The following is a 25,857-nucleotide window of genomic DNA, read 5'->3' as shown; positions in this document are numbered from 1 at the left end:
CGGGTCTTGCTGGTCCGTACCAGCCGCCGGGTGCGTGAGTCACAGCTCAACGCGTTTGCGTCAGAGTAAGCCCCGATTTGGCGTCTGGTCTATACCGGTTGGTCTCGGTTTGAAAACACTCAGGCGCGAAAAACCTCACAACCGGTCTAGACCGCGCGTCAGAGGATCTTTCTCCGTACGTTCTCCCCGCCCTGCGGTGATCCGATCCACGGCCCTTCGATGGACGGGTCGAGAATGCCCTCCTCGACGAAGGTGTAACGGCCTTCGAGGACGTAGCGGGCCAGGCGCGTGTCCTGGCTGTCGCTGTTGTCCCAGAGCCTGGCGAACAGCGCCTCCGCCCGGCGCCGCGCCTGCTGGCAGAACGTGTCCGCCAGCTCGTACGGCCGCCGCCCCAGGTCGTGGGCGTCCTCCTCGGCCTTGACGCAGACCGCCGTCATCGCGAACAGTTCGGCCCCGATGTCGATGATCCGGCCGAGGAACGACTGCTTGTGTTCGAGCCGCCCCTGCCAGCGGGACATCCCGTAGAAGGTGGACCGGGCCAGTTTCCTGCTGGTCCGCTCGACGAAGCGCAGGTGGGCGGCCAGCGGGCCGAACTCGGCGTAGCCGGCGGGCAGGTTGCCGCTGCCCGCGACCAGGCTCGGCAGCCAGCGGGCGTAGAAGCGGCCGGCCTGTCGCAGCGCCTGCGCGCGTTCCTTCCTGGACGCGTCGGGGTTGATCAGCTCCCCGGCCGCCGACAGGTGGGCGTCGACCGCCTCGCGGGTGATCAGCAGCCGCATGATCTCGGAGGAGCCCTCGAAGATCCGGTTGATCCGCGAGTCGCGCAGCATCTGCTCGACCGGCACCCCGCGTTCGCCCCGCGCGACCAGCGACTCGGCGGTCTCGTAGCCGCGCCCGCCCCTGATCTGGACCAGTTCGTCGAGCACCTGGTACGACAGCTCGGAGGCGTAGAGCTTGGCCAGCGCGGCCTCGATCCTGATGTCGTTGCGCTGGTCGTCGGCCATGCGGCTGGTCAGCTCGCAGACGGCCTCCAGGGCGTAGGCGGTGGCCGCGATGAAAGCGATCTTCGTGGCGACGGCCTCGTGCTCACCGACCTTGCGCCCCCACTGCACCCGGGCGTTGCTCCACTCGCGAGCGATCTTCACCGCCCACTTGGCGTTGCCCGCACAGGTGGCCGGCAGCGACAGGCGCCCGGTGTTGAGCGTGGTGAGCGCGATCTTCAGCCCTTCGCCCTCACGCCCGATAAGATTCTTGGCAGGCACTCTGACCTGCGAGAACTCGGTGACACCGTTCTCGATGCCCCTGAGCCCCATGAACGCGTTGCGCCGCTTCACCGTGATGCCGGGTGAGTCGGCCTCGACCACGAACGCGCTGATCTTCTTGCCGGTGCGGGCCATAACGACCAGCAGGTCGGCGACCACGCCGTTCGTCGTCCACAGCTTGACGCCGTCGAGCACGTAGTCGTCGCCGTCCCTGACGGCGGTCGTGGACAGCCGCGCCGGGTCGGAGCCCACGTCCGGCTCCGTCAGCAGGAACGCCGACACCTCGCCGCGCGCGCACCTCGGAAGGTACTCCCGCTTCTGCTCCTCGGTGCCGAACAGCTTGAGCGGCTGCGGCACCCCGATCGACTGGTGCGCCGACAGCAGCGTGGCCAGCGCCGGGCAGTAGGACCCGACGAGCATGAGCGCGCGGCAGTAGTACAGATACGGCAGGCCCAGCCCGCCGTAGTCCTGGCTGATCGTGATCCCGAACGCCCCGAGCTCGGCCAGTCCCTTGACCACCTCGTCGGGCACCTGCGCGGTCCGCTCGATCGCGGCGGGATCGACGTGCGTGTCCAGATACCGCCGGACGGCTCTGACGAAGTCCTCCCCCCGCTTGGTCGCCTCGTCGGCCAGCGTGGGTGCGGGATAGACCAGGTCGAGGCGGAAGTCTCCAAGGAACAGCTGCTTCGCGAAGCTCGGGCGGGTCCACTCCTTCTCGCGGGCCTGCTCGCCGAGCTCTCTCGCCTTTGCGTAGTCGGTCATCGCGTCCCTCTTCCGTTCGGTGAGGGGTCTCTTTCTCTTTCTTCTACGGCAAGCCCGGGTCGCCCGCCACCCGCCGCACCCGGTTTCGGGCCTACGCTCGTTGCCGCTTTGCCACCGGCAGGGCTATCAGGGACAGAGCCGCCGGCACTGCTAGGTATGTGCCGCAGCAGGCCAGGGCTATGCATGACAGGGCGGTCGCCGCGATGGCCGTGTTGCGCTGCGTTCCCGGCGGCAGGATTCGGGTGGCCGCGGCCACTCCCGCCGTGGTCACCGCGGCCAGGCAGGCCGAGGTGGCCCGCATGAGGGTGTCGAGGTCGGCCGGCAACAGCATGACCAGGCCGGTCAGGGCGGCCAGCAGGGCCAGGCTGCGGTAGGGGGTCTGTCCAGGTGCGCCGCCTCTGCCGAACCAGGACGGCAGGGATCCGCTCCCGGCCATGGACGCGCCCAGGCGGGCGGCGCCGGCTATGTAGGTGTTGATGGCGCCGAAGGTGAGGGCGATGGCCGCGGCCATCGTGATCGGACCGGCCGCGGCGCCGATGCCGGTCTCCAGCAGGGCGGACATGGGGGCCGGGCGGCCCAGGACGGCGATCGAGACGATGGAGACGCTCAGGTAGAGGACGGAGATCACGAGCAGGGTCACCGTGGTGGCCCTTCTGATGTCGCCGATCTCCGCGGACAGGTGGGTGGCGGCTTCCCAGCCGACGAAGGCGAAGAAGAGCACTCCGGCCGCGGAGATCACGCCTGCCATGCCGTACGGGGCGAATGGGGTGAAATTCGCGGCGCTGGCGTGTGGCGCGGCGGTGGCGACGGCCGTCGCCAGGAGCGCGATCAGGAGGAGTACCAAGGTCACCTGGAGGCGCCCGGAGGTGCGCAGGCCCGCGGCGTTGGCGAGGAAGGCGGCGGCGAGCAGGGTGGCGGCGGCGATGGTCTGGTCCACGCCCAGGGTCGCGGCGACGTAGACCGCGCCCACCTGCGCGCCGGCCACGATGCCGAGCGGAACCGCGCCGTAGAACCACCAGCCGACCACCGCGGCGGCCCGGCCGCCGAACGCGAGGCCGGTGAAGGCGGCCACCCCGCCGCCGTTCGGGTAGCGCGCGCCGAGCGTGGCGAACGTGATCGCCACCGGTGCGCTCAGCACCAGCAGGCCCACCCAGGCCAGGATCGACGCCGGGCCCGCGGCCTGGGCGGCCAATTGCGGCAGCACCAGCATGCCCGGTCCGAGCACCCCGCCCAGCAGCATCGCCGTACCCTGCCCGGCACTCAGGCGACCTTTCGTTTGTTCCGACATAGCAGCCGAAATTAGTCGAATGCGTGATGCTTCCTGCCTTCCGGCGAACGTTTGGCTGGTTCCGAAGAGATAATGCCGCTGTGGATGAACTTGATTCGGGAATCATTCGGCTTCTTCAAACGGATGCGCGGCAATCGAACCGCGAACTGGCCAGACAGCTGGGCGTCGCCCCCTCCACCTGTCTGGAACGCGTCCGCGCCCTGACCCGGCGCGGGGTCATCCGGGGCTACCACGCCGACATCGCCCCGGCGGCACTGAACCGCAGCGTCCAGGCGCTCGTCTCCGTCCAGGTACGTCCGCTCAGCAGGACGGTCATCGAGACGTTCAAGCAGTCGGCGGCCGAGCAGCCGGAGGTGCTGAGCGTGTTCGTCCTGGCGGGTGGGGACGACTTCCTGCTGCACGTGGCGGTCCAGGACCTGGACCACCTGCACGCCTTCCTGCTCGACCGGCTCAGCAAGCGGCGGGAGATCGCCGGGTTCCGTACGTCGGTCATCTTCCAGCAGGTGCACAACACCGCGCCGAGTCTGCTGCCGTACGAGCCTTCGGATGTCCTCAGTCCGTGACCAGGCCCGCCTCGTAGGCGATGATCGCGGCCTGGACGCGGTTGGTCACCTCCAGCCGCAGGAGGATGGCGCTGACGTGGGCCTTGACCGTGCCCTGCGACAGGAACAGCTCGCGGCCGATGTCCTGGTTGGACAGGCCGCGGCCGACGAGGGCCAGCACCTCGTGTTCGCGCGGAGTGAGGGATTCGGTCCGTTTGCGGGCTGTGGTGGTGCGGGTGAGCCGGCCGTCGTTCAGCTCGGCGATGACCTGGTGGGCGATGCGTGGCGACAGGTACGCCGCGCCGCCCGCGACCGCCCGGACGCCGATGATCAGCTCGCGCGGGTCGGCGGCCTTGAGCAGGAAACCGGCCGCGCCCTCCTCCAGCGCCCTGGCCACGTACTCGCGCTCGTCGAACGTGGTCAGCATGACCACCGCCACGTCCGGCAGCACGGCCCGCAACTCGGCCGCCGCGGCCAGGCCGTCCAGGCGGGGCATGCGGATGTCGAGCATCGCCACGTCCGGCCGGTGCGCGAGGGCCAGCTCGACGGCCTCCCGGCCGTCTCCGGCCTCGGCGACCACCTCGATGCCGGTGTCGGTGGCCAGGATCGACCTGACCCCTGCCCGGACCATGGGCTCGTCATCGGCCAGTAGGACTCGGATCATGCGCTTTCTCCTGTGTCCGACGGCCGCCAGGGGAACCGGGCCGTCACGGCGAACCCACCGATGTGCGGCGCCACGTTCGGGGCGGCCGCGCCGGTTGGTCCGGCCTGCAGCGTGCCGCCCAGTAGCCGGACCCGTTCTCGCAGGCTCGCGAGCCCGGTGCCACCGCCACCACCGATGGGCACCGCCCCACCGCCGGGACTCGGGACCGGCCGACCGCTGTGGTCACCGACCCGCACGGGCCGTCCACCATCACGGCCGCCCACCGGCACCGACCCTCGCTTGGCGTCGTCGTCGGCCAAGGCCGGTTCTGTGGGCGGGGGTGCGTTGGTCACGGTGACAGTGAGCGTACCGGCGTTGTGTTCGATGGTGACCTGGACCTCGGCGCCGGGTGCGTAGCGGGCGGCATTGGTCAGTGACTCCTGTGTCACCCGATGCGCGGCCCGGTCCAGCAGAGGCGGCAGGATCGCCGACCGTTCGTCGCGACGCAGGGTCACCGCCATGCCGGCCCGCACAGCCCGTTCGACCAGTGCCTCGATCGATTCGTCCGGTGGGTCCGTCGTGGCGCCGCCCGAGTCGCGCAGCAGGCCGACGGTACGGCGCAACCGGTCGGTGGCCGTCACCGCCGAGACCCGCAGTTGGGCGGCCGCCTCCCGGTTCGCCTCGCTCATGTCGGCGGCCAGCTCCAGGGCCCCGGCCCGCAGCGCGATCAGCGCCAGCTCGTGGCCGAGCGAATCGTGCATGTCGGAGGCGATACGAGCGCGTTCATGGAGCTTGACGCGTTCGGCGGTGTACTGCTGCTCCCGCTCCAACTGACCGACGCGCTGCCGTCCCGCCTCGACCAGCTCCGCCTGCTGCCGCCGGAACCGCCCCGCCAACCAGGGCAGCACCGCGAACAGCCCCAGGGACATCAGCGCGCCCACACCGTCCCAGAGATCCACGCCCAGCGCCACGACACCGGGTATCGCGACCGCCCCCAGGACCAGCCAGTCCCGGCGTACCGGAAGATGCCGGCCGTGCAGGTAGGCGACCACGGCCACCACCACGAACAGCAACTGCCGCCAGACCGGGATGTAGTCGAGGTGCAGCCCGTTGACCAGGCTGATCCCCGCGACAACCGCCAGAATCGCCCCGTTTCTCACCTGCTAGACCCTATCGAGCGCCGTAGTGTCCGCAGCCGGACGAGCCGCATCACCGTCGTGGCCGCGCCTGCCAGCGCCGCGACCGTCAGGGTGATCGTGAGAGGCACGGGGAAGTAGGTGAGCTGGGCCCAGGTGACCGTCCGCCCGTTCGAGATGAACGAGATCATGTCCGGATATGCCGCCAATACTGCGACCGGCAGCAGCACCGGTAGCATCCGCAACGCGATTCGCCACCCGGGACGCCCGGCCCGCCTGGCCGCCCAGCGTCGTGACCGCGCTACGCCCACGATGCCCAACCCGACGGCCGCCAGCCCGATGAGGCCGAGCACCAGCTCGAACGTCTGCCGCCCACCACCGGGCACCTCGGGCGTCCGCCCCTGGGTCATCGCGAAGAGACCGGTGGCGACGGCGTACGTGTCGTCGGTGAGGGCCGCGCTGTTGGTCATGACCGCGAAACCGTAGCCGGTCTCGGGGGAGATCGCTTCGACGGCGGTATAGGTGAACAGGTTGCCGGAGTGCACGTACAGCTTGGTGTCGCCGTCGAGGCTCCAGCCCATGCCGTAGTCGCTGATCTTCGACGGGGCGTGCATGGTCCGCAGGCTCTGGGGTGTGACGAGCTGCTTGCCCTTGCCGTTCTGGCTGACCAGCCAGGCGCCCATGTCGGCGGCGGTGGTGATGACCCCGCCGGAGCCGCTGCCGTCGAGGAACCCGGGCAGTTCGGGACGAGCCATCCAGGCGCCGAACACCGAGTTGTAGCCGTCCGACGGCCGGACCTGCTCCTGTCGCAGGGCGCTGTGGGTCATGCCGAGCGGGGCGAAGACGTGCTGCTTCAGGTAGTCGTCGAAGCTCTGGCCGCCGGCGACCTCGACCAGGCGGGCGGCCAGGTCGTAGTTGACGTTGCAGTACGCCCACTTGGTGCCAGGGGCGGTGGCGAGCGTGCCGGTCTTGAGCCGATCCACGTACTGGGTGAGGGAGGTGGTCTCCTCCAGCGCGCTGATGTCGACGGTGGTGTCGGACAGGCCGGAGGTCTGGTTGAGCAGCTGACGTACGGTGATCGTCGTGGCGCGCGGGTCCGCCATGTGGAAGCCGGGCAGTTGCTCGGCGACCGGCTGGTCCAGTTGGATCTTGCCCGCGTCGGCCAGCGTCAGCACGGCCATGGCGGTGAACGACTTGCTGAGAGAAGCGACCCGCATGGGGGTGTCGGCGGTGACGGGCTTGCCGTCGGAGCCCCGACCGTAGCCGGCGGCGTGGATCACTCGGTCGTTGTGGGTGACCACGACGGATATACCCGGCAAAGCGGTGGCATCCATGACCTTGCCGAGGTAGGTGTCGATGGCGGCGGGGGTCAGCTCGGCGCTCGACGCGGCCTGCGCGATTGAGGGTGCGGACAGTGCGGCGATCAGCGCCGCCGCCGCGGCGAGGGCGCCGATGAGCTTGGGTTTCATGGTGACGACGGTAGGAATCAGCCGACCGGAAAAGATCCGCCGACCGTCCAGGACCACCCCTGACGAAAGTCTGACGTCAGTCCGGGAAGCGGAGGAACGCCGGTGGCACCCCGTCCACCAGCCACACCCCGTTGGCGCTGACGCGGAACTCGTGTCCGGCCTCGTGCATCGCCCCCGCGTCCACCGACAGGACCACCGGCTTGCCCCGCCGGGCTCCCACCCGCGTGGCCGTCTCGCGGTCGGGCGACAGGTGGACGTGGTGGCGGTTCATCGGCCGCAGGCCCTCGGCCCGGATCGCGGGCAGGCTCCTCGCCACCGTGCCGTGATAGAGGTACGCGGGCGGCTCCGCCACCGGCAGGTCCAGGTCTATCTCGATGGAGTGGCCCTGGTTCGCCCGGATCCTGCCGTTCTCCAGCGCGTACCGCTGCTTGTCGTTGCCTGCCACGACCCGCTGCAGGTCAGCCGGGTCGATGGGGAACCCGTGGGAGGCTGCGGCCCGCAGGAAGACGTCGACCTCCACCCAGCCGCGCTCGTCCAGCTCGATCCCGATCCGCTCGGGCTCATGGCGTAGGTGCTTGGCCAGGTATTTCGAGATCCGCACCAGCCTCCGGTCGTCCATCATCCCCCGAGCATGTCCCAGCGACCCGATCTCCGGCAACCCCATTGCGGCCATTTTGTGTACTACGTAAGCTTACAACGTACTCAAAATCAATCGAGAGGTAGCACCATGTCCACCATCGCGATCATCGTCCCGTTCGTCTGGCTCGGTTGGCTCGTCGTGACCGAGTGGGTGCCGATGTTCCCGCTGAACGACCTCCGGCCCGGCAACATCGGCCAGCGCGTGCTCGCGGCCTGCGTCAACTACCCGTTCCCGTTACTGATCGCAGCCGGGGTCGCACTGCACCAGACCTGGTCGCTGATCGCCGCCACCGCGCTCTGCGTGCTCATAGTCGGCGGACACGTACGGAACTGGTGGCTCCCCTACTTCCGCGGTGGCACGGCCGCCCAGCGGGAGACCTATCAGCGCGAGTACAGCCGGACGCTCAAGATCCTGCCGACCGAGGGGCATGAGGTGGTGATCGACGTTCAGCACCTGGTGGTGGGCGCTCTGTCCTTGCTCATGCTGGCCACCACGCTGATCGTTACCCTGGGTGGATGAACGAGCCCGCACCCCGGCGCGGCAGGGGACGCCCGGCCGTCCTGACCCGCGAACGGATCGTGGCCGCGGCCATCGACGTACTGGACGCCGAGGGGCTCGACGCGCTCACCATGCGCCGCCTCGGCACCCAGCTCGGGGTCGCGGCCATGTCCCTGTATCGCCACCTGCCGAACCGGGACGCGGTGCTCGCCGCGGTGGTCGATCACCTGTTCGCCGAGGCCGTGATCGACCTCGAAGCGGACATGCCGTGGCCCGAGGCACTCGCCCGGTTCGCGGGGGCCTACCGGCGGATGCTGCTCGGCCATCCGCACGCCGTGCCACTGCTGGCGACCCATCCGGTGGACATCGATCTGGGGCTGGAGCTGCTGGCCGGGCTGCTGGACCGCTTCGAGGCGGCGGGGATCCCGCGTCAGGACGCGCTCACCGCCATCCAGTCGATCGCCGTCTACGTCCTGGGCCACGCCCTGGCCCAGGTCGGCACCCCACCGGGCAGCACTGACGCCCCGCAACCGAACGGCACAGCGGTGGTGGCGTTTTACGACCAGTGGTTCGAGGCGGGGATGCGGGCCATGGTTTCGGGGTTCGAGGGGCGGCTCGGTCAAGAGCGTTGACCCTCAGCCCGCCGCCTGCCGCACGAGTGTGGCGATCCGCGCCTCGTCGTCAGCGGTCAACTTCGTCAGCGCGAAGGCGGTCGGCCACATGGTGCCGTCGTCGAGGTTCGCCGGGTCGTTGAAGCCGAGGGTGGCGTACCTCGCCTTGAACTTCTCCGCGCTCTGGAAGAAGCAGACGACCTTGCCATCCTTGGCGTAGGCGGGCATCCCGTACCAGAGTTTCGGTGACAGAGCCGGCGCGCCGGCTTTGACGACCGCATGGATCCGCTCAGCGAGGACCCGGTCCGCTTCCGCCATCTCGGCGATCTTCGCGAGCACGTCGCGCTCCCCGTCGGCTTTGGCCGCGCGCGAGCCGCGGCGCGCGGCCGTCTTCAGCTCCTGGGCGTGCTCCTTCATCGCGGCTCGCTCTTCGTCGGTGAACCCATCGAACTTCTGGTCAGACTTACGCGTTTCGTTCATGGTGGAAATCTCCCTCTTGGTATGGGCGACGGGCTGGCAAAGGTGAGGCGAGCGGTCCCGGGCCGCGGGTCCGGGACCGCGCACCGCTCACCCCCATGCGCCGGCGATCTGCCGGGTGGTGGCGTTGAGCCGGTTGAACAGGTTGGTGACGCCGATCATCAGCACGATCGCGGCCAACTGCTTCTCGTCGAAATAGGTGGCGGCCCTGTCCCAGACCTCGTCGCTCACCGCGTCGGGACGGTCGGCCAGCCGCGTCGCGGCCTCGGCCAGTTCGAGCGCCGCCCGCTCCTCCTCGGTGAAGTACGGGGCCTCCCTCCAGGCGGCGACCGTGGCCAGCCGCTCGTCGCTCACCCCGGCCTTGCGGGAGCTCTTGGCGCCCGCGTCGACGCAGGCGCTGCAGCCGTTGATCTGGCTGACCCGCAGGTGCACCAGCTCCAGGGTCTGACCGTCCACCCCACCGGCGTGCACGGCCTTGAAGAGCTGCTGGATGGGCTGCATCGCGTCGGGCAGGATGGCGGCCGGGTTCTGCATACGGGACTGCATTGTGGTTCTCCTCTTCCGGATCGGCGCCCCGTCCCTCGGGGCGTGACTCCATAACAGCCGAACGGGCTTGCCATGACGATGGCGATGGGACACCGTGGGACAGCTGAAACGGCTATGGCCTGCGGCGATTCGTCCAGGTAAGTTGCTTCGGCAGTGGGACAGAGAGGCAGGACACAGCGGATGACCAAGGCGGACCCTCAAGACGAACTGGCCGCCCGGCTGCGTCTGCTCCAGGAGCTGTCCGGGCGCGGCGTGCGGGCCCTCGCGCGGGACACGGGTCTCAGCTCGTCGTCGCTGTCGCGCTACCTCAGCGGCCAGTCGGTGCCGCCCTGGCCCGTGGTGATCGAGCTCTGCCGCCTCGTCAAGCGTGACCCTCGTCCGCTGCGCCCCTTGTGGGAACGGGCCACGAACCCCCTGCCGGCGCCTCCGAAGACGAGCCGTCAGGTCCAGCCCCCGTCGGCGCCCGCCGGTGCCCCACGCCCGCCCCGCAACGATCTGCCGCGCGACGTGCCCGACTTCACCGGACGTGAGGCCCAGCTCGCCGCCGTACTCGCCGCGGTGGACAGCAGCCGGGTGGTCGCCTTAGACGGCATGGCGGGCGTCGGAAAGACCTGTCTTGCGGTGCACGCCGCGCACCGGCTCGCCGTCGAGTACCCGGACGCCCAGCTCTATCTGGACCTGCACGGGTTCACCGACGGGCGGGAACCACTCGATCCCGATCCCGCGCTGCGGACCTTGCTCGCCGCGCTCGACGTCCCATCGGAAAAGATCCCGCAGGAGGGTGGCGTCGAGCCGCTGGCCGCCTGCTGGCGGTCGGAACTCGCCGGTCGGCGGGCCGTCGTGGTCCTCGACAATGCCGCCAGTGCTGACCAGGTCCGCCTGCTGCTGCCCGGCGCGGGCCCCTCCGTCGCCCTGGTCACCAGCCGCAACCGGCTGCTGGGCCTGGAGGAGGTGCCCCCGGTGTCGCTGGACGTGCTGACCCCGGAGGAGAGTGCGGAGCTACTGGTCCGCGCCAGCGGCGATCCCAGCGGCCCCGACGGCCGGCTGGCCCGCGACCCGGAGTCCGCGGCCGAGGTGCTGCGGTTGTGCGGACATCTGCCGCTGGCCCTGCGGCTGGCCGGAGCCCGACTGCGGCACCGGCCGGGCTGGACCGTGGGCATCCTCGTCGAACGCATGGCGGAGGGCGCGAGCGAGTTCGACACCGCGTTCGCCATGTCCGTACGGCAGCTGGGCCGGGCCGAGCGCCGGCTGTTCCGGTTGCTGGGCCTGCTGTCCGGGTCGTCCTTCGACGAGTACGTGGCCGCGGCGCTGGCGGACGTACCGCTGCGCAGGGCCCAGGCGATGCTGGAGGACCTGCTCGACGCGCACCTCGTCCAGCAGCCGTCGGCTGGTCGCTACACGCTGCACGACCTGGTGCACCAGCACGCGCGCCGAGCCGCCGCGGAGCAGGATTCTCCGGCGGAGCGTGAGCAGGCGCTGGGCCGGGTGCTCGACTATTACGTGCACGCGGCGGCCGCCGCCGACGCCGCGATGCCGGACGTGTCCGGCAGCCGCGCGGCCTCCGCGGGCCGGCCCCCGGCCGAGCTGCCGCGGTTCACCGACAAGCACGCTGCTCTCGGCTGGTTCGCCACGGAGTACACGAACCTGATGGGCGTCTTCGAGGTGGCGGTCGCCACCGGAGCCGACGCGCACGCGAGCGAGCTGCCGCGCTTCATGCGGGCGTTCTTCGCGCGGCGCTGCGGCACGACGCACCTCAACGTCCTCTTCGAGCGATCGCTGACCGCCGCCCAGCGCCTGGGCGATCCGCGGCAACTGGCCGAGGCGCACAGTGACCTGGGCTTCGCCCGCTACAACGCGGGCCGGATGGCGGAGGCCGGCGCCGCGTACGAGGCGGCGGCACCGCTGCTGTCCCAGGCCGGGGACATCCGCTCCGAGGCGGACCTGATCATGCGCCGCGGCCTCCTGGGGTGGGACGAGGGCCATGTCGAGGAGCCACTCGACCTCTTCCGGCTGGCGGGGAAGCTGTACGCCGACGCCGGTTGCCCGATGGGCGCGGCCCATGCGAGCGCCTACGAGGCTTGGGCGCTGCTGCAGCTGGGACACCGTGAGGAGGCGGCGCGGCTGGCCCGCGAGGTGCTGAACATCCCGCACCCCGCCCCCGCCTGGCCGGCCGCGCTGACCGCCCGGATCACCCTCGGCATGGCCATCGCCCACGAGCGACCCGACGAGGCCGCGGCGCACCTGCGCCAAGCACTGGAACTCGCCCGCGAGGACGGCCACAAACACAACGAGGCGTGGTGTCTCAACTGCCTGGGCGTCGCCCTGCGTCAGATGGGCCGCTACGAAGAGGCGCTGGCCAGCCATCGGCAGGCGTTCACGCTCCTGGACGAGCTGTTCGAGGAAGAGTGGAAGATGCACTTCTTCCACGATTACGGCGAGACCTGCCGGCTGGCCGGCCTGCCCGACGAGGCCCTGCGCCTGCACCGTCAAGCACTCGAACTGGCCCGGAAGGTGGGCTACCGGTACAAGGAGGCACTGGCCCACGAGGGGATCGCGGCCGTGCTCGACGGGCCGGATCCGGCTGCCGCCACCGAGCACCGCGCGACGGCACAGGCCATCCGCCAGGAGCTCACAAGGACGCGCGAATAAATCAGTTGCGATGGGCAGTGGACGCGCATAGGGTCGATGACATGCGCCTTTACCTGTAATTCGGCAACCCGTCCGGCGGTGCGCACACCCGCCGATCTCGTCCAAGACGCGGCAGCTGAGCTTGTCGACCGGCCATGGGCCGCGTCGTGAGTTTTGTAAAGGAGCTTCCTCATGCGAGTTCGTTCAGGCAAGAAGAAAAACGGCAAGAACCTCCCTGGGCAGGAGGGCCCGCCGGTTCCCCGGCAGATGCCGAGGATGCCGCAGCGGCCCATCGCGCCGCCCAGGCGGATCCCGTCCAAGGGACGCTAGTCCACTACCCGGGATGGTAGTACGTGCGGCGCGCGACCCGACGCCATGGGCGCGCCGCACTCCCCGCGGTGCCCCGGCTCCTCGTTCGAGGAGCCGGGGCACCGTCGTCAGGACTGAGTAACAGGGTCAGAGGCGCTCGATGATGGTGACGTTGGCCTGGCCGCCGCCCTCGCACATGGTCTGGAGGCCGTACCTGCCGCCCGTGCGCTCCAGCTCGTGCAGCAGCTTGGTCATCAGGATCGCGCCCGTCCCGCCCAGCGGGTGACCCAGGGCGATGGCGCCGCCGTTGGGGTTGACGGTGGCCGGGTCGGCGCCGAGTTCCTTCATCCACGCCAGCGGCACCGGCGCGAACGCCTCGTTGATCTCGGTGACCGCGATGTCATCGATCGACATCCCCGCCTTCTTCAGCGCCCGCCGCGTCGCCGGGATCGGCGCCGTCAGCATGAACACCGGGTCGTCACCCATGAGCGCGAGCTGGTGGATGCGGGCGCGCGGGGTCAGCCCGTGGTCCTTCACGGCCTGCGCCGAGGCGATCAGCACCGCGCCCGAGCCGTCGGAGATCTGCGACGCCGTGGCGGCGGTGATCTGGCCGTCTTCCTTGAGCGTCTTCAGCCCGGCCATCTTCTCGAGCGTCGTGTCCGCGCGCGGCCCCTCGTCGTCGGAGACGCCGTTGATGGGGGCGATCTGGTCCTTGAAGTGGCCGTTCGCGATGGCATTGGCGGCCCGCTGGTGGGATTCGAAGGCGTACCGTTCCAGCTCGTCGCGCTTGAGGCCCCACTTCTCGCACATCAGCTCCGCGCCGCGGAACTGCGAGATCTCCTGCTTGCCGTACCGTTCGACCCACATGTCGCCGAACGGGAACGGCATGCCCTTCTCCAGCGCGGCCGTGATCGACGAGCCCATGGGGACGATGCTCATCGACTCGACTCCGGCCGCCACGACCAGGTCCTGGGTGCCGGACATGACGCCCTGCGCCGCGAAGTGGATCGACTGCTGCGAGGAGCCGCACTGCCGGTCGATGGTGACACCGGCCGTGGTCTCCGGCAGTCCCGCCGAGAGCCAGGCATTCCGCGCGATGTCCATGCTCTGGGGGCCGAACTGCATGACGCACCCCATGATGACGTCCTCCACCGCGGTGGGGTCGACGCCGGTGCGGTCGATCAGCGCCTTCAGCGTGTGAGCGGCCAGGTCAGTGGGGTGGACGGTGGAAAGGCCGCCCTTCTTCTTGCCGACCGGGGTACGGACCGCCCCGACGATGTACGCCTCTGCCACAGTGCCCTCCTGAAACCGAGCATTGTTCGGTTATTAGGGAGAGACTACAACAGAACGATGCTCTGCGCCCCGTCACCCCGGGGGCAGAAGGTCCTCCACCGCGTCGATCCGGAACCGCCAGCGGTCCACGATCAGCCCGTTCAGCTCGTCCGACAGGCGTAGTGCGAGCGCGCCGACCTTCGCGGGGTCATCGCCGCGCAGCTCGATCGCGGTCAGCTCGGTGGCGAAGGGCAGCAGCTCCTGTACGGCGGGCGGCCGGCCCTTCTCCGGGACCACGAGGATCCGTATGTCGCCGACCGTGTAGAGGAAATCGTCCTGGTCGGCGTCACTGCCGGCAGCGGGGACCTCGGCAACCACCGCTTCGGCTTCTCCGTCGGCATCGGCGTCCACTGTCGCGGTGTCGGCCTCAGACTCGGCTTCGCTGTCGACGTCTGCGGCACTCTCGGTGTCCGCGGTCGCGACGTCGGGCTTGCCGTCGCCGTCCGCAGCCGTGTCCGTGCTCGCGACCGCATCCGCGTCGACCTCCGCATCCGCGTCCGCATCTGCGGTCGCGGCGTCGGCGATCGCGGCGTCCTCAGGTACGGCGGCCTCGGTCGCGGTGCCCGTGATCGCCGCGTCCTCGGTCGCGGCGTCCGAGGTCGCCACGTCCGTGGCGCCGTCGGCATCGTCACTGTCGCCTGTTTCGGCTTTGTGGCCGCCCTCGATGCGGCTCAGCACCGCTCGCAGTTCGTCCGGCGTCGGCCGTACCGGAAGGATCACCGCCGGGCCGCCGCGATCGTCGTCGGCGGGATCGGTCACCTCTCCCCTGCACACGGCCAGCCCACCGAGGCGGAAGGCGATCCCCTCGGCCAGGTAACGGTCGAAGTAGTCGAACGGCAGGGGCCCCTCGGCCACCACCCGGCAGGCCCACACCTGTTCCAGCTCGTCGCCCACCAACGCGGGCTCGGCCTCGACCGGAGCGTGCACGCGGACGTCCACCGCCACGATGTCACCGCCGTCCTCGCGGGCCTCCGGGTCGGCCAGTCGTACCACTCGCAGGAGATCTGCCTGGCTCGGTTTGGCGGGCAGGGCCGCCGTCGGGCCAGTACGCAGTCTCCGCTTAGCCATCCAGCCCATGCGCGCGCCTCCGCGTTCAGCCTCGATAGGAGCTTGTCATCGTCGCATAGACGATGATGTTGTCGGTGTAATGACCGATACTGCGGTTGTACGTGCCGCCGCAGGTGATGAGGTGCAGCTGGGCGTTGGTCTGGTTGCCGTAGACCCGCTGGGTGGGGAACGTCTTCTTGCTCGCCTGCTCCACGCCGCCGACGGTGAACACGGCGGTCGTGTGGTCCTGCCGCTTGACCTCGATGGTGTCGCCGTTGCGGATCTCGTACAGGCGACTGAAGACGGCGCTGCGCGTCCGGGTGTCCTTGTGTCCGAGCATCACGGCCGGACCGGCTTCGCCGGGAGTGGACATGTTCCGGTACCAGCCGGCCAGGTTGGGGTTGTCGGCCGGCGGCACCTGGATGGTTCCGTCCTTGGCGAGCCCGACGGACTGGACCGGCGCGTTGATCCCCAGCCGCTTGATCACGATCCGCTGCGGGGTGGACGGCAGCATCGGGGGCGCCGGGTTCAGCTCCGGCAACGGCGGCGGCGCCGTGGGGGCCGCCTTGAACAGGGCCTGTGCCGGCTGTCCCGTGGCCTTGCCGTCGGGCTGAACGGTGACGGGCAGCGTGTCACGCTGGCTGGCCAGACCATACTCCTGGGGCGAACGCAGCACGATCAACAGCCCCGCCACCACGGTCACCACCCCGGCCACGGCGGCCAGGATCAGCACCGACCTGAGGACCGTGCTTCCCCTGTCCTGCGGCGGCTCACCCCCGTAGGGGTACTGTCCGGCCACGTCGGTCAGCCCTTGGAGATGGTACGGCGACGCAGCACGAGTCCTCCAACGCCGGCGGCGAGGATCAGTAGGGATCCGGTCAGCACGATCATCCTGCCGTCGGGACCCATGTCACCGCCACCACCTGTGTCGGCTCCGGCCTTGGGGGTCTTGGAGCTCTTGGTGGTGGTCTTCGTCGCAGTGGGCGTCTTGGTGACGATTTTGGTGTGCGTCTTGGTGGGCTTGGGGGACGAGCTGGTGGGGGTGGTCGTTGGCGTGGTGGTGGGGGTGGAACTGCTGGTCGGAGTGCCGGTGGGGGTGGTGCCGGCGGTCGCGACGGTGATCAGAGCCGCCGCGGCGGTCGCCTCGGCCTCGGAACCGGTCTTGACGCTGCAGGTGTACCAAGTAGACGGTGCCGTGCCGCTTGTGGGGCCCACCTGCAGGATGAAGTCGTCGGGCACAACGGCGATCACACCGGTCGCCTTGGGCGTGAGCGAAATCAGGACCGGCGGGATGGGCATGGTGGCCTTGGCGGTGACCGGTGCGAGGGGCGTCATGGACGCACCAACCGACCGCGTCTCAGTCGGACTGGGATTCGGCGTCCCAGTGATCACCGCGGTCGCCTGGATGACCACGCGGTCTGTGGTGGCGATCGCCGACGGTGCCGTGAACGACGTCGGCGAGGCCGCCGGCTGGGCGATCTTCCATGTCACCACCGCTGTGGAGCTGGGCGTTGGCGTGGTCAGTGGCCCTTGCAGGTCCATCTCGAATTTGTAGTCGACACCTGCGCCCGTGCCTGTCGTGCACGTGTAGGTCACCGGTTTCGTCGCCATCGCCTGGGCCACCGCCGGGACAACCCAGAAAATACCTGCACCCGCTACGGCCAGGCCAGATGCCTTGAGGGCGAGGCGGCGCCTCGCCTTGGACGTCAGCACTGTCCTTCTCCGTTCAGCGCAGTAACAACAGGCGTATCAGAATCCCAGCCGTTGGTCACGGTTAGGTAGAGATGATACGAACTGTCCCTGTGAAGTTCGCGTAAACCCTACAAGCAAGCACTTGCCCGCCTCACCCCTTCTTCTTGGACAGGGTGGCGTACACGATGATGTTGTCCGTGTAGCTGTGAGCCGTCTTGTTGAAGACACCCCCGCAAGTGATCAGCCTGAGCTGCGCGTTCTTCGTGTTCCCGTACACGCGAGCGGTCGGGAACGAGGACTTGCTGACCTGCTCGACCCCGCTCACCGTGAATCGCGTCACCTTCTTGTCCGACCGGTACACGTAGATCTGGTCCCCCTTGGCCACCTCGGAGAGCCGGTAGAACACCGCCGCGCCCTTCGTGGTGCTCACGTGGCCGTTAATCACCGCGGGCCCCAGCTCGCCCGGGACCGGCGAGAACTTGTACCAGCCCGTCAGGCTCGGCTTGGACAGCGGCGGGGTGGTCATGTTGCCCTTGATGTCGACGGTGACCGAGCCGATCGTGGCGTTGACCTTGATCTTCGGAATCTTGATGCGGACCGGCGCCGCCTTCTTGGCCTTGGTCTTGGCCGGCGGGATCGGTGCGACGACCGGGGCGGCGGCCAGCGGCGGCGGGGCGTCCAGGCGAGCCGGGGTGAGCGGCACGTTCTTGCCGCCCGGGCCCACGGTCGGGGGCAGGACGAAGGCGCCCGCCGCGTTCTGAATCTGAACCGTGCTCGGCTGGGCCTGCGGTCCGGGACCCGAGCCGTCGTCCACGGTCGGCGCCAGCGACAGCAGGCCGACCATGATGGCGCCCACCCCGCCCAGCGACCCGGCGATCAACAGCCCGGGAAGTGCCCTGTTCAGCAGCGGCTTCTGCTCGGTCATGACTCAACTCCTCCGGTGTGCCCGGCCTTGCGCCGCCGTAGCACCAGCCCTCCTGTGACGCTCCCCATCAGCAGCATGGAGCCGCCCGCGATCAGCCCGTACGACCCGCGCCCCGGCTCCGGAGCCACACCGGAGTCCACACCGCCCTTGGGCGTCTTGGCCACCTGCGCCTTGACGTACTTGGTCTTGGTGGTGGTCGGTTTGGGGGTCGCCGTACTGGTGTTCACGCCGCCCGGCACCACGCTCACCAGGTTGCGGTCGATACCCGGGTTCACGTTCGGATACGAGACCGTCGGGCTGCTCGACGGGCTGACCGAGCCGCTCGGCGTGGGGGTCGGGGTGGGGGTGGGCGTCGGCGTGGGTGTCGGGGTCGGCGTCGGCGTCGGCGAGTTGGGGGTGGCGCCGGGCACCGTCACCTCGATTGCGCCGGGGTCGCCCTGCAGCGTGCACGTGGCCTGGTTGTGGGTCGGCGGCTCGTCCAGGTTGCCGGTGGTCACCTTGAAGGCGTCCACGTACGCGGTCTTGGCCTCGGTGTTGATGACCTCGATCGTGTGGGGTCCGTAGTCGAGCACCGGCGACTCCCAGAGGACCTCCTGGGCCTGGGTGCCGGTCATCGGGGTGCCGTCGCGGTCCTTGCCCGGCTCGACCAGCCCGTCGGTCACGGTGTCGCCGTCAAGGAGCACTCGCACCTCGCTGAGGTCCCGCTCGCGCCTGCTGATGTAGGCGACCTGGGTGCCGGTGAAGCTCAGCTTGGCGACGCCGTTCTTCGTGTTGGTCGTGTGCAGGTCGTAGAGGTGGTCGCCGAACTCTTCCTCGGTGTGGATCCGGCTCCAGTCCGGGGTGTACGAGATGACGCTCTTGTGGTTGTTGACCATCACCTCCCCCTCGGCGGGCTTGAACCGGACGACCAGCGCGGCCGGCTTGATCCGGACGGTGCCGGTGCGCTGCACGGAGCCGGCGTCGGACAGGCCGTCGGGGAGCACGAGCTGGTCGCCGGGCACGAGGTCCGCCTGGTCCTTGCTGCCCTTCGGCCGGAGCTGGCCGGTCCAGGCGCCGGTGATGTCGACCACGCCTTCGAGGTTGAGCGTGGAACCCGCCGGGAAGAACCCGGGCGATCCGAACCGGCGAGTGCCCTGATACTTGAGCGCCCAGCCGACATTCAGCATGCCGCCCTCGGTCAGCCTGGGCGTGATCGTGGCCTCCAGCTGGACGCCCGTCCCGGTCCCGGCGACACCACCCGTGCAGAGATACTTCGCGACGAGCGATGACTCCGCCTCGCCTGGAGTGGATGTCACCACGAACGCGGCTGATGCCGCCATGCCGACCGATGCGGCGATTAACGCCTTCCGCAACCGACTCACGGCACACTCCGATCAACACTAAGCCGAAGGTCGATCTTAGGGTCGATATCCGCCGAACACCGTAACTATCAGCACTTGTGATGAACCCGTGTCCGCCCCTGGAAAAGCCGCACCAGAATCGTATTCTGTTCTGCACACCCACCCAGCTTGGAGGCGACTGATGCGGCGAGACCTCTTCGATGAGGAGCACCTGCTTTTCCAGGAGACCGTGCGCGAGTTCATGGCCCGTGAAGTGACACCACACCACGGTGAGTGGGAGAAGGACGGCATCGTCCCGCGCGAGGTATGGAAGAAGGCCGGCGAGATCGGCATGTTCGGATTCTCCGTCCCGGAGGAGTACGGAGGCGCCGGTGTCACCGACTTCCGGTTCAACGCGGTCATCGTCGAGGAGATCATCCGGCATGGGGCGTCAGGGCTCGGATTCGGCCTGCACAACGACATCATGGCGCCGTACCTCGTCGACCTGACCGACGAGGAGCAGAAGCGGCGGTGGCTGCCCGGGTTCGCCGGCGGCGAGCTCATCACGGCGATCGCGATGACCGAACCGGGTGCCGGGAGCGACCTGCAGGGGATCAGGACGACCGCGGTCCGCGAAGGCGATCACTACCTGGTCAACGGGCAGAAGACGTTCATCACGAACGGGATCAACGCCGACCTCGTCGTGGTGGTCGCCAAGACCGACCCCGAGGCGGGGGCGCGCGGCACCACGCTGCTGGTCGTCGAGCGGGGTATGGAGGGGTTCGGGCGCGGCCGGAACCTCGACAAGATCGGGATGAAGGCGCAGGACACGGCCGAGCTGTTCTTCGAGAACGTCCGCGTTCCCGTGGCCAACCGGCTCGGCGCCGAAGAGGGCCAGGGTTTCTTCCAGCTCATGAACAACCTGCCCCAGGAACGCCTGTCCATCGCGGTGGCGGCGGTCGCGGCGGCGGAGACCGTGCTGGAGCAGACCATCGAGTACTGCAAGTCCCGCCAGGCCTTCGGGCGGACTATCGGGTCCTTCCAGAACACCCGGTTCGTCCTGGCGGAGCTGGCCACCGAGACGGAGATCGCCCGTCACTACGTGGACAAGTGCATCGTGGCGCTCAACGCCAAGGAGCTGACCGTGGTCGACGCCGCCAAGGTCAAGTGGTGGACCACCGAGCTCCAGAACAAGGTCATCGACCGCTGCCTCCAACTGCACGGCGGTTACGGCTACATGATGGAGTACCCGGTCGCCAAGGCCTGGATCGACAGCCGCGTCCAGACCATCTACGGCGGCACCACCGAGATCATGAAGGAGATCATCGGACGGTCCTTCGGGTTCTAGAATCCGGACGCATGACGCGTCCTCGGGTAAAACCGGAGCATCGCCCGTATCGTCTCGACAACGGCACGATCCGGATAGGCGGGGAAATCTACGGACTCGCCAGTGAGATCGAGGACCCGAACGGCCACGCCTGGCACGCCCTCCAGCTCATGGACGGCACCCGTACCCGAGGAGAGATCGTCACCGCGCTCGCGGACCGCTGCCCGAACGCGGCCGAGCTCGTCACGACGCTGCTGGACTCCGGCCACGTCGAGGACGCGTCGGCCGCGCCGCCGCCGGAGCTGGCCCCCGCCGAGCTGGACCGGTACGCCAGGAACGCCGCCTACTTCCGCTGGGCGAGCCTGCGCCCGCGCGAGCCGAGCTGGGCACCGCAGCTCCTGCTCAAGCGGGCCAGGGTGGTCGTGCTCGGCCTGGGCGGCACCGGCTCGCACGCCGCCTGGGCCCTCACCGCCGCCGGCGTCGGCACTATCCACTGCGTCGACGGCGATCGCGTCGAGCTGTCCAACCTCAACCGCCAGACCCTGTACGGCGAAGAGGACGTGGGCCTGCCCAAGGTGGACGTCGCCACGGAACGGCTGCGAGCGGTCAACTCCCACATCGAGGTGACCGGCGAGAACCGGCGGATCGGCAGCCTGGCGGAGCTGACCCGGCTGATCACCGGCTTCGACGTGCTCGCGCTCTGCGCGGACGAGCCACGCGAGCCCGATGGCATCCGCCAGTGGGCGAACCGAGCCTGCGCCGCCGCGGGCATCCCCTGGGTGGGCGGCGGCTACGAGGGCCCGCAGTTGTCGGTGGGCGTCTTCGCGCCGGGTTTCCCGTGTTACGAGTGCCTGCGGGCGGAAGGCGAGCGCCGCGGAAGGACGACCGACTCCGGCTGGCCCGGCGTGCTCTCGACCTCGGGCGGCCTGTCGGGCCTGCTCACCGCCCACGCGGTGATCTCACTGCTGACCGGCATCCCCGACGTCGCCCCCGGTTACGCGTACGGCCTCAACCTGGTGGCGCCCGACGACCAGATCTTCGTCCGCTTCCCCGCGCGTGACGAGTGTGACGTGTGTAGTGCTTGACAGCAGTGGTTGATCGTTCAGAATCGCGTCAGTCACCCATACCGAAACCGACCCAGGAGGCTGCTGAGTGCGTCCCGAAGAGATCGCGCCGGAGGACAGCCGAGAGACCCAGCCGAAGAAGAAGATCACGGTTCGCCGGCTGGCGAAGATGGAGACCAAGGGCTGGCCGGCCAGCCACGGCAACTCCAACTGACACCGCGCGGCAAGGGCTCCGACACCGCATACTGGTCAGCATGGATGGCGGCCTGATCCTGCTGGTTTTCCTGGCGTTGCTGTTCGCCTGGGGCCTCAACCGCGTGCGCCGGGCGCTGCGCATGGGACCCGTGGGCTACGTCGGGGTGATGATCGTCTTCGTCATCGTCATGCTGCTCGTCTATGGCCAGACGTTCCGCTAGCCGGGGAGCCCCTCGACGAAGCGGGTGAGGAGCCGCGCGAACTCCGCGCGCTCCGCGTCCGACCATTCCGTCATGGCCGCGGCGAACGCCGTCTGCCTGCCGTGATGCGCCTGCTCCAGCGCCGTCCGGCCTTCGTCGGTCAGCACGAGCAGCGCCCTGCGCCCGTCGGCCTGGTCCGCCTCACGCCTGACCAGGCCGGCCGCGACGGCCGCCGCCACCAGCCTGCTCGCCCTCGGCTGGTCGACCGAGAGCGCGTCGGCGACGGTCGAGACGGTGACGGGCGGGCTCGCGGCCTCGATCACGTCGAGCACCTCGAACTCCGGCCCCGGCGCGCCCTGCAGCCGCGCCAGCGCGCGTCTGCTCTGCCTGCGCCTGATCGCGACCATGGCGCGCTCGACCGCTGCAATATCATTGTCAAAATACATATAGTTGCTACTATACATCCATGAACCGAAGAGTCGGATACTTGCTCAAACACGTCCACACGCTCCTTGAGGAGACGATGGGCCGTGCGCTACACGACCATAAGCTCTCGCGCCGCGAATGGCAGACGCTCAACGCCGTATCCGAGGGCGACGACCCCTACGAGGCACTGGATGCCTTCGACGGCACCGGCGACGCGGTGCGCGAGCTGACCACCAGGGGATGGATCAACGGCACCGCCCTCACCGAAGAAGGCAAGGCGGTCCACGCGGCGGTCATCGGCCGCGTGGAGGAGTACAGACGGCTGGCCACCCAGGGCGTCAGCACGGAAGACTTCCAGACCGCTCTCGCCGTGCTCAACCAGATGGCCGCCAACCTCGAAGCGGCCTAGCCGCCGCTGCCTTCCAGCAGCACCCGGGTCACCAGCCCCGGATCGTCGCTCATCGGCACGTGACCGCAGCCCTTGAGCAGCTTGACCCGCTGCCCCGACCACCTGGCGGCGCGCACGGCCTGACGGCGCAACAGCAGCCGGTCGTGCTCGCCCCAGGCGATCGTGATGGGCGACTTGGGCGGCGCGGGCGGCATCACGCCGGAGAACGCCTCCAGCGTCTCCTCGAAGCCGGACGAAGCGCCCAGCGCCTGGGTGGCGGCGATCAGGGCCGTCGGCGACATCCGGGATGGATGGGCGACCAGGAGCCCGGCCGACAGGGCCCGGCCCAGTGGGTGCTCGGCGAGCCGGACGGCCTGCTCCGGCGGCAGCGACCTGGCCGTGGCCCGCAGCGCGCGCAGCACCGCCTGGCAGTACAGCAGCTCGGGGCGCGACCAGAAACCCGCGGGCGACAGCGCGGTGGCCGTCGCGACCACGCCGCGCGAGGCCAGCTCCAGCGCGACGTAACCACCGAGCGAGTTGCCCGCGACGTGCGGATCACGCACGCCGAGTAGCGCGCAGAACGACTCGACCGCGTCGGCGAGCGACTCTGCGGTGTACGGAATGGCATCGGGCAGGCCGGGCGAGACGCCGAAACCGGGCAGGTCGATGGCGATGACCGTGCGCGAGGCGGCCAGGCGGTCCATGACCGGCAGCCACGCCTGCCAGTGGTGGCCGATGCCATGAATGAGGATCAGCGGCGCACCGGTGCCGCGACGCTCGTAGGCCAGCTCCATGGCCTCGAGTCAACCACTCAGCGGCTACGGGTGGGAATCTCGAACCAGACGGCTTTGCCTTCCCTGGTGGGTCGCGACCCCCAGCGCCTGGCGAGCTGGTCCACCAGGTAAAGGCCGCGTCCGCCCTCGTCGTTCTCCCCCGCGCTCCGGATCCGCGGCAGGCGCAGGTCCTGGTCGAACACCTCGACCCAGACCGACTCCTCGCCCCGGCGCAGCCGCAGCGTGAACTCCTTGTCGCCGACCACCTCGTCCTCGAAGCCGGGCACGTCCCAGGACTCCTCGAACGGCAGCGGCGGCCCCTCGACGACCAGCTCCCTGCGTGGCACGCCCGCGTGGGCCGCGTGGAGCACCACGTTGGTGACGACCTCGGAGACGAGCAGGCAGGCCAGCTCGGCGCGCTCCTCAGGGACGTTCCAGCCGCCGAACGCCTCGGAGGCCATCCGGCGCGCCTCGCCGACCATGATCGGCTGCGCCGGGAACGTGCGCTCCTCGACGTCGAGGTCAGACTGGCTCGACCGGACCACCAGGATCGCCATGTCGTCGTCGATCTCGCCGGGCACCGCGACGGTCGCGGCGTCGGCCACCCGCTCCACCTCGGAGTCGGCCATCTTCGCCAGCTTCTCGCAGAGCACGCCCAGTGTCTCGGCGTCGGTCGGCATCCGGCCGTCGCGGCCGGGGCGGCGGTCGACCAGGCCGTCGGTGTAGAGGAGCAGCGCCGCGCCGGGCGGCAGCGTGCGGGTCTCCTCCTTGTAGACGAGGTCGGCGTGCAGGCCCTTGGCGCGTACGCCCAGCGGCTGGCCGACCTCCTCGATGTCGAGCTCGACGCACTGGCCGTCGACCAGCAGCAGCGGCGGCGCGTGACCGGCGTTGGCGAACGAGAGCTGCCGCGACCAGGCGTCGTAGACGAGGTATTGGCAGGTCACGATCGGCGGCACGCTGATGTCGGCGCCGCTGTCGTCCTTCTCCGGATCGGCGATGATGCGGGTCCACTCGTCGAGCCTGGCCAGGATGTCGGCCGGTGACTTGTCGTCCTGGGCGAAGGCCCGCAGCGCCGCCCTGAGCTGGCCCATGATGGCCGCGGCCTTGGCGCCCCGGCCCTCCACGTCGCCGATGACGATGCCGACGCGACCGGCCGACAGCGGGATCACGTCGTACCAGTCGCCGCCGACCTGGGTCTGGATGCCCTGGCCGTGGGAGGCGAGCGGCGCCGCCGGGTAGTAGCGCACCGCGATCTGCAGGCCGTCGAGCTGCGGCAGCGCCCGCGGCAGCAGGTGCTTCTGGAACGACTCGGCCGTGTGCCGCTCCTCCTCGAACAGCAGCGCGTTGTCGATCGCGAGCGCGACCCGGGTGGCGATGGCGCCGACGAAGTCGCGGTCGAACGCGTCGTAGTGGGGGCTGCGGCGGTCGGTGAGGTTGGACAGGCCCAGGTACATCAGGCCGAGCGTCTCGCCGCGTACGCACAGGGGGGCGACGATGGCGGAGGTCATGCCGACCTCGCCGCACAGCTTGGCGCTGCCCTCGCTCGGCGAGGGGAAGCTGCTGGTGGCGAAGTCCTCGACGAGGATGGTCTCCTGGCGGCGCAGCGCGGTGTCGGCGTAGTGGCTGGCCGGGTAGCGGATCTCCGCGCCGATCGGCTTCCAGGTGCCGGGCGGCGGGCTCCATCCCTGGACGTGCTGCGAGACCCGGCGGACCAGCCGGTCGCCCTCCATCAACTCGATGAAGCAGTGGTCGGCGAACTGCGGGACGAGCATCTCGGCCACCCGCTTGAGCGTCTCCTCGACGTACAGCGAGCCGGCCAGCCGCTCGCCGATGCGCTCCAGCAGGCCGAAGCGGTCCTTCTCCCGCTCGTTGCTGCGCAGCGCCTCGCGGGCGGTGACGACGATGCCCGTCACCGACCCGGAGGGATGGCGCAGCGGCACGGCCTGGGCGCGCACATAGACGATCGTGCCGTCACCCCGCCGCACGTCGAAGGTGCCCTCCCACACGCCGCCCTTAAGTACGTGCTTGGTCAGCTCGATGGCGAGCGGGTGGTCCTTCTCCATGATGCCGAGCGACAGCATCGAGGTGTCACGTGACGACTTCGAAGGGCGCCCGAAGAGCTTCTCGGCGAACGGATTCCAATACAGGAGGTTGCTGAAACGGTCGGTCACGACGACCGCCATCTCCGCATGATCAAGTACGGATTCGGCCGCCAGCTGATCAGCCTCGTCGTGCGACAGATCCCCCCAACGCTTCATCCGGAGACCACTCCTAGGGAGGGCATGTGCGCAAAGCGAACCACGGGCACTCCTGCAACAGTGTTGACCGGCGGGGAGTGGAGGGCCTCCCAATAGGGATTCA

Annotated in this window: 28 protein-coding genes; 11 read left to right on the top strand and 17 right to left on the bottom strand. The window is 69.5% G+C overall.

The genetic code is table 11. The features are described 5' to 3' along the window. Positions 1-158 precede the first annotated feature (158 nt). The gene (locus tag ACGFNP_RS16295; protein ID WP_393319182.1) at positions 159-2,021 is read right to left on the bottom strand and encodes an acyl-CoA dehydrogenase family protein; all 1,863 of its coding nucleotides are present in this window, start codon (positions 2,019-2,021) and stop codon (positions 159-161) included. A gap of 91 nt (positions 2,022-2,112) precedes the next feature. Further along, positions 2,113-3,309: an APC family permease gene (locus ACGFNP_RS16290; protein WP_393319179.1), complete on the bottom strand. Its 1,197-nt coding sequence runs from the start codon at positions 3,307-3,309 to the stop codon at positions 2,113-2,115. A gap of 80 nt (positions 3,310-3,389) precedes the next feature. Between ACGFNP_RS16290 and ACGFNP_RS16285 the strand changes: the two genes are divergently transcribed. Next, the gene (locus ACGFNP_RS16285; RefSeq protein ID WP_358340661.1) at positions 3,390-3,872 is read left to right on the top strand and encodes an Lrp/AsnC family transcriptional regulator; all 483 of its coding nucleotides are present in this window, start codon (positions 3,390-3,392) and stop codon (positions 3,870-3,872) included. Here the strand turns inward: ACGFNP_RS16285 and ACGFNP_RS16280 are convergent. The 4 genes from ACGFNP_RS16280 to ACGFNP_RS16265 all read right to left on the bottom strand — a co-directional run bounded on the left by ACGFNP_RS16280 (position 3,862) and on the right by ACGFNP_RS16265 (position 7,718). Then, positions 3,862-4,515 carry a response regulator gene (locus ACGFNP_RS16280; protein WP_393319176.1) on the bottom strand — a complete coding sequence of 218 codons (654 nt, stop codon included), beginning with the start codon at positions 4,513-4,515 and terminating at the stop codon, positions 3,862-3,864. The genes ACGFNP_RS16285 and ACGFNP_RS16280 overlap by 11 nt on opposite strands. Then, positions 4,512-5,654 carry a sensor histidine kinase gene (locus ACGFNP_RS16275; protein ID WP_393319173.1) on the bottom strand — a complete coding sequence of 381 codons (1,143 nt, stop codon included), beginning with the start codon at positions 5,652-5,654 and terminating at the stop codon, positions 4,512-4,514. The genes ACGFNP_RS16280 and ACGFNP_RS16275 overlap by 4 nt, the downstream gene beginning before the upstream one ends. After that, entirely contained in the window at positions 5,651-7,099 is a 1,449-nt protein-coding gene (locus ACGFNP_RS16270; RefSeq protein WP_393319170.1) for a serine hydrolase domain-containing protein, read from the bottom strand. Before ACGFNP_RS16270 ends, ACGFNP_RS16275 begins: the two co-directional genes overlap by 4 nt. A 76-nt stretch (positions 7,100-7,175) precedes the next feature. Continuing rightward, positions 7,176-7,718 (bottom strand): RNA 2'-phosphotransferase, encoded by a 543-nt coding sequence (locus tag ACGFNP_RS16265; protein WP_358340898.1) that lies wholly within the window; start codon positions 7,716-7,718, stop codon positions 7,176-7,178. Positions 7,719-7,826: 108 nt separating this feature from the next. On the opposite strand from ACGFNP_RS16265, the gene ACGFNP_RS16260 reads away from it, so the two are divergent. Continuing rightward, positions 7,827-8,258 (top strand): hypothetical protein, encoded by a 432-nt coding sequence (locus ACGFNP_RS16260; protein WP_393319167.1) that lies wholly within the window; start codon positions 7,827-7,829, stop codon positions 8,256-8,258. Next, on the top strand, positions 8,255-8,869 hold the full coding sequence (locus ACGFNP_RS16255; protein ID WP_393319164.1) for a TetR/AcrR family transcriptional regulator: 615 nt from the start codon (positions 8,255-8,257) through the stop codon (positions 8,867-8,869). The genes ACGFNP_RS16260 and ACGFNP_RS16255 overlap by 4 nt, the downstream gene beginning before the upstream one ends. Before the next feature lie 3 nt (positions 8,870-8,872). Here ACGFNP_RS16255 and ACGFNP_RS16250 read toward each other — a convergent pair whose 3' ends face one another. Further along, the gene (locus ACGFNP_RS16250) at positions 8,873-9,328 is read right to left on the bottom strand and encodes a DUF1801 domain-containing protein (RefSeq protein ID WP_358340673.1); all 456 of its coding nucleotides are present in this window, start codon (positions 9,326-9,328) and stop codon (positions 8,873-8,875) included. 87 nt (positions 9,329-9,415) lie between these two features. After that, positions 9,416-9,871: a carboxymuconolactone decarboxylase family protein gene (locus ACGFNP_RS16245; RefSeq protein ID WP_358340675.1), complete on the bottom strand. Its 456-nt coding sequence runs from the start codon at positions 9,869-9,871 to the stop codon at positions 9,416-9,418. A gap of 180 nt (positions 9,872-10,051) precedes the next feature. On the opposite strand from ACGFNP_RS16245, the gene ACGFNP_RS16240 reads away from it, so the two are divergent. After that, entirely contained in the window at positions 10,052-12,520 is a 2,469-nt protein-coding gene (locus ACGFNP_RS16240) for an ATP-binding protein (RefSeq protein ID WP_393319161.1), read from the top strand. A 171-nt stretch (positions 12,521-12,691) separates the two neighbouring features. Next, positions 12,692-12,829, top strand: coding sequence for a hypothetical protein (locus ACGFNP_RS16235; RefSeq protein WP_393319158.1), 138 nt, complete (start codon positions 12,692-12,694; stop codon positions 12,827-12,829). Positions 12,830-12,955: 126 nt separating this feature from the next. Here the strand turns inward: ACGFNP_RS16235 and ACGFNP_RS16230 are convergent, their stop codons facing one another. From ACGFNP_RS16230 to ACGFNP_RS16215, 4 genes are all read right to left on the bottom strand, one after another. Continuing rightward, positions 12,956-14,101, bottom strand: a complete 1,146-nt coding sequence (locus ACGFNP_RS16230; RefSeq protein ID WP_393319155.1) for an acetyl-CoA C-acetyltransferase — start codon at positions 14,099-14,101, stop codon at positions 12,956-12,958. A gap of 72 nt (positions 14,102-14,173) precedes the next feature. After that, positions 14,174-15,208: a hypothetical protein gene (locus ACGFNP_RS16225; protein WP_393319152.1), complete on the bottom strand. Its 1,035-nt coding sequence runs from the start codon at positions 15,206-15,208 to the stop codon at positions 14,174-14,176. A 25-nt stretch (positions 15,209-15,233) separates the two neighbouring features. After that, on the bottom strand, positions 15,234-15,986 hold the full coding sequence (locus tag ACGFNP_RS16220) for a class F sortase (protein ID WP_393319149.1): 753 nt from the start codon (positions 15,984-15,986) through the stop codon (positions 15,234-15,236). A 5-nt stretch (positions 15,987-15,991) separates the two neighbouring features. Beyond that, complete coding sequence (locus ACGFNP_RS16215; RefSeq protein WP_358340687.1) at positions 15,992-16,522, bottom strand: hypothetical protein; 531 nt, start codon at positions 16,520-16,522, stop codon at positions 15,992-15,994. Positions 16,523-16,571: 49 nt separating this feature from the next. Here ACGFNP_RS16215 and ACGFNP_RS16210 point away from each other — a divergent pair, with 49 nt between their 5' ends. Continuing rightward, positions 16,572-16,742, top strand: a complete 171-nt coding sequence (locus tag ACGFNP_RS16210) for a hypothetical protein (RefSeq protein ID WP_358340689.1) — start codon at positions 16,572-16,574, stop codon at positions 16,740-16,742. 288 nt (positions 16,743-17,030) lie between these two features. On the opposite strand, the gene ACGFNP_RS16205 is transcribed toward ACGFNP_RS16210, so the two are convergent. Next, complete coding sequence (locus ACGFNP_RS16205; protein ID WP_393319144.1) at positions 17,031-17,804, bottom strand: class F sortase; 774 nt, start codon at positions 17,802-17,804, stop codon at positions 17,031-17,033. Beyond that, complete coding sequence (locus ACGFNP_RS16200) at positions 17,801-19,156, bottom strand: hypothetical protein (protein WP_393319141.1); 1,356 nt, start codon at positions 19,154-19,156, stop codon at positions 17,801-17,803. The genes ACGFNP_RS16205 and ACGFNP_RS16200 overlap by 4 nt, the downstream gene beginning before the upstream one ends. A 169-nt stretch (positions 19,157-19,325) precedes the next feature. Here ACGFNP_RS16200 and ACGFNP_RS16195 point away from each other — a divergent pair, with 169 nt between their 5' ends. The 4 genes from ACGFNP_RS16195 to ACGFNP_RS16180 all read left to right on the top strand — a co-directional run bounded on the left by ACGFNP_RS16195 (position 19,326) and on the right by ACGFNP_RS16180 (position 21,930). Continuing rightward, positions 19,326-20,471 (top strand): acyl-CoA dehydrogenase family protein, encoded by a 1,146-nt coding sequence (locus ACGFNP_RS16195; protein WP_358340694.1) that lies wholly within the window; start codon positions 19,326-19,328, stop codon positions 20,469-20,471. Positions 20,472-20,482: 11 nt separating this feature from the next. Beyond that, a complete protein-coding gene (locus ACGFNP_RS16190) occupies positions 20,483-21,535 on the top strand; it encodes a HesA/MoeB/ThiF family protein (protein ID WP_393319138.1) in 1,053 nt (350 codons plus the stop codon). A gap of 67 nt (positions 21,536-21,602) precedes the next feature. After that, the gene (locus tag ACGFNP_RS16185; RefSeq protein WP_281428996.1) at positions 21,603-21,728 is read left to right on the top strand and encodes a hypothetical protein; all 126 of its coding nucleotides are present in this window, start codon (positions 21,603-21,605) and stop codon (positions 21,726-21,728) included. 40 nt (positions 21,729-21,768) lie between these two features. Beyond that, positions 21,769-21,930: a hypothetical protein gene (locus ACGFNP_RS16180; RefSeq protein ID WP_393319135.1), complete on the top strand. Its 162-nt coding sequence runs from the start codon at positions 21,769-21,771 to the stop codon at positions 21,928-21,930. Here ACGFNP_RS16180 and ACGFNP_RS16175 read toward each other — a convergent pair. Continuing rightward, the gene (locus ACGFNP_RS16175; protein WP_358340698.1) at positions 21,927-22,316 is read right to left on the bottom strand and encodes a MarR family transcriptional regulator; all 390 of its coding nucleotides are present in this window, start codon (positions 22,314-22,316) and stop codon (positions 21,927-21,929) included. The genes ACGFNP_RS16180 and ACGFNP_RS16175 overlap by 4 nt on opposite strands. A gap of 59 nt (positions 22,317-22,375) precedes the next feature. On the opposite strand from ACGFNP_RS16175, the gene ACGFNP_RS16170 reads away from it, so the two are divergent. Continuing rightward, positions 22,376-22,744, top strand: coding sequence for a hypothetical protein (locus tag ACGFNP_RS16170; protein WP_358340700.1), 369 nt, complete (start codon positions 22,376-22,378; stop codon positions 22,742-22,744). Here ACGFNP_RS16170 and ACGFNP_RS16165 read toward each other — a convergent pair. Beyond that, positions 22,741-23,517, bottom strand: coding sequence for an alpha/beta fold hydrolase (locus tag ACGFNP_RS16165; RefSeq protein ID WP_358340702.1), 777 nt, complete (start codon positions 23,515-23,517; stop codon positions 22,741-22,743). The two genes, ACGFNP_RS16170 and ACGFNP_RS16165, sit on opposite strands and share 4 nt — an antisense overlap. Positions 23,518-23,534: 17 nt before the next feature. Continuing rightward, positions 23,535-25,754 carry a SpoIIE family protein phosphatase gene (locus tag ACGFNP_RS16160; RefSeq protein ID WP_358340704.1) on the bottom strand — a complete coding sequence of 740 codons (2,220 nt, stop codon included), beginning with the start codon at positions 25,752-25,754 and terminating at the stop codon, positions 23,535-23,537. Positions 25,755-25,857: the final 103 nt, after the last annotated feature.

This window comes from Nonomuraea sp. NPDC049269, assembly GCF_043197155.1.
GTDB lineage: Bacteria > Actinomycetota > Actinomycetes > Streptosporangiales > Streptosporangiaceae > Nonomuraea.
Note: the sequence above shows the minus strand (reverse complement) of the source record. Positions and strands in the feature narration are given on the sequence as shown.

Coding starts and splice junctions, on each gene's coding strand:
- ACGFNP_RS16295 (WP_393319182.1), bottom strand. CDS start 2,021: ATGACCGACTACGCAAAGGCGAGAGAGCTCGGCGAGCAGGCCCGCGAG.
- ACGFNP_RS16290 (WP_393319179.1), bottom strand. CDS start 3,309: ATGTCGGAACAAACGAAAGGTCGCCTGAGTGCCGGGCAGGGTACGGCG.
- ACGFNP_RS16280 (WP_393319176.1), bottom strand. CDS start 4,515: ATGATCCGAGTCCTACTGGCCGATGACGAGCCCATGGTCCGGGCAGGG.
- ACGFNP_RS16270 (WP_393319170.1), bottom strand. CDS start 7,099: ATGAAACCCAAGCTCATCGGCGCCCTCGCCGCGGCGGCGGCGCTGATC.
- ACGFNP_RS16265 (WP_358340898.1), bottom strand. CDS start 7,718: ATGGACGACCGGAGGCTGGTGCGGATCTCGAAATACCTGGCCAAGCAC.
- ACGFNP_RS16260 (WP_393319167.1), top strand. CDS start 7,827: ATGTCCACCATCGCGATCATCGTCCCGTTCGTCTGGCTCGGTTGGCTC.
- ACGFNP_RS16255 (WP_393319164.1), top strand. CDS start 8,255: ATGAACGAGCCCGCACCCCGGCGCGGCAGGGGACGCCCGGCCGTCCTG.
- ACGFNP_RS16250 (WP_358340673.1), bottom strand. CDS start 9,328: ATGAACGAAACGCGTAAGTCTGACCAGAAGTTCGATGGGTTCACCGAC.
- ACGFNP_RS16245 (WP_358340675.1), bottom strand. CDS start 9,871: ATGCAGTCCCGTATGCAGAACCCGGCCGCCATCCTGCCCGACGCGATG.
- ACGFNP_RS16240 (WP_393319161.1), top strand. CDS start 10,052: ATGACCAAGGCGGACCCTCAAGACGAACTGGCCGCCCGGCTGCGTCTG.
- ACGFNP_RS16235 (WP_393319158.1), top strand. CDS start 12,692: ATGCGAGTTCGTTCAGGCAAGAAGAAAAACGGCAAGAACCTCCCTGGG.
- ACGFNP_RS16225 (WP_393319152.1), bottom strand. CDS start 15,208: ATGGCTAAGCGGAGACTGCGTACTGGCCCGACGGCGGCCCTGCCCGCC.
- ACGFNP_RS16215 (WP_358340687.1), bottom strand. CDS start 16,522: ATGACGCCCCTCGCACCGGTCACCGCCAAGGCCACCATGCCCATCCCG.
- ACGFNP_RS16205 (WP_393319144.1), bottom strand. CDS start 17,804: ATGACCGAGCAGAAGCCGCTGCTGAACAGGGCACTTCCCGGGCTGTTG.
- ACGFNP_RS16195 (WP_358340694.1), top strand. CDS start 19,326: ATGCGGCGAGACCTCTTCGATGAGGAGCACCTGCTTTTCCAGGAGACC.
- ACGFNP_RS16190 (WP_393319138.1), top strand. CDS start 20,483: ATGACGCGTCCTCGGGTAAAACCGGAGCATCGCCCGTATCGTCTCGAC.
- ACGFNP_RS16180 (WP_393319135.1), top strand. CDS start 21,769: ATGGATGGCGGCCTGATCCTGCTGGTTTTCCTGGCGTTGCTGTTCGCC.
- ACGFNP_RS16175 (WP_358340698.1), bottom strand. CDS start 22,316: ATGGTCGCGATCAGGCGCAGGCAGAGCAGACGCGCGCTGGCGCGGCTG.
- ACGFNP_RS16170 (WP_358340700.1), top strand. CDS start 22,376: ATGAACCGAAGAGTCGGATACTTGCTCAAACACGTCCACACGCTCCTT.
- ACGFNP_RS16165 (WP_358340702.1), bottom strand. CDS start 23,517: ATGGAGCTGGCCTACGAGCGTCGCGGCACCGGTGCGCCGCTGATCCTC.
- ACGFNP_RS16160 (WP_358340704.1), bottom strand. CDS start 25,754: ATGAAGCGTTGGGGGGATCTGTCGCACGACGAGGCTGATCAGCTGGCG.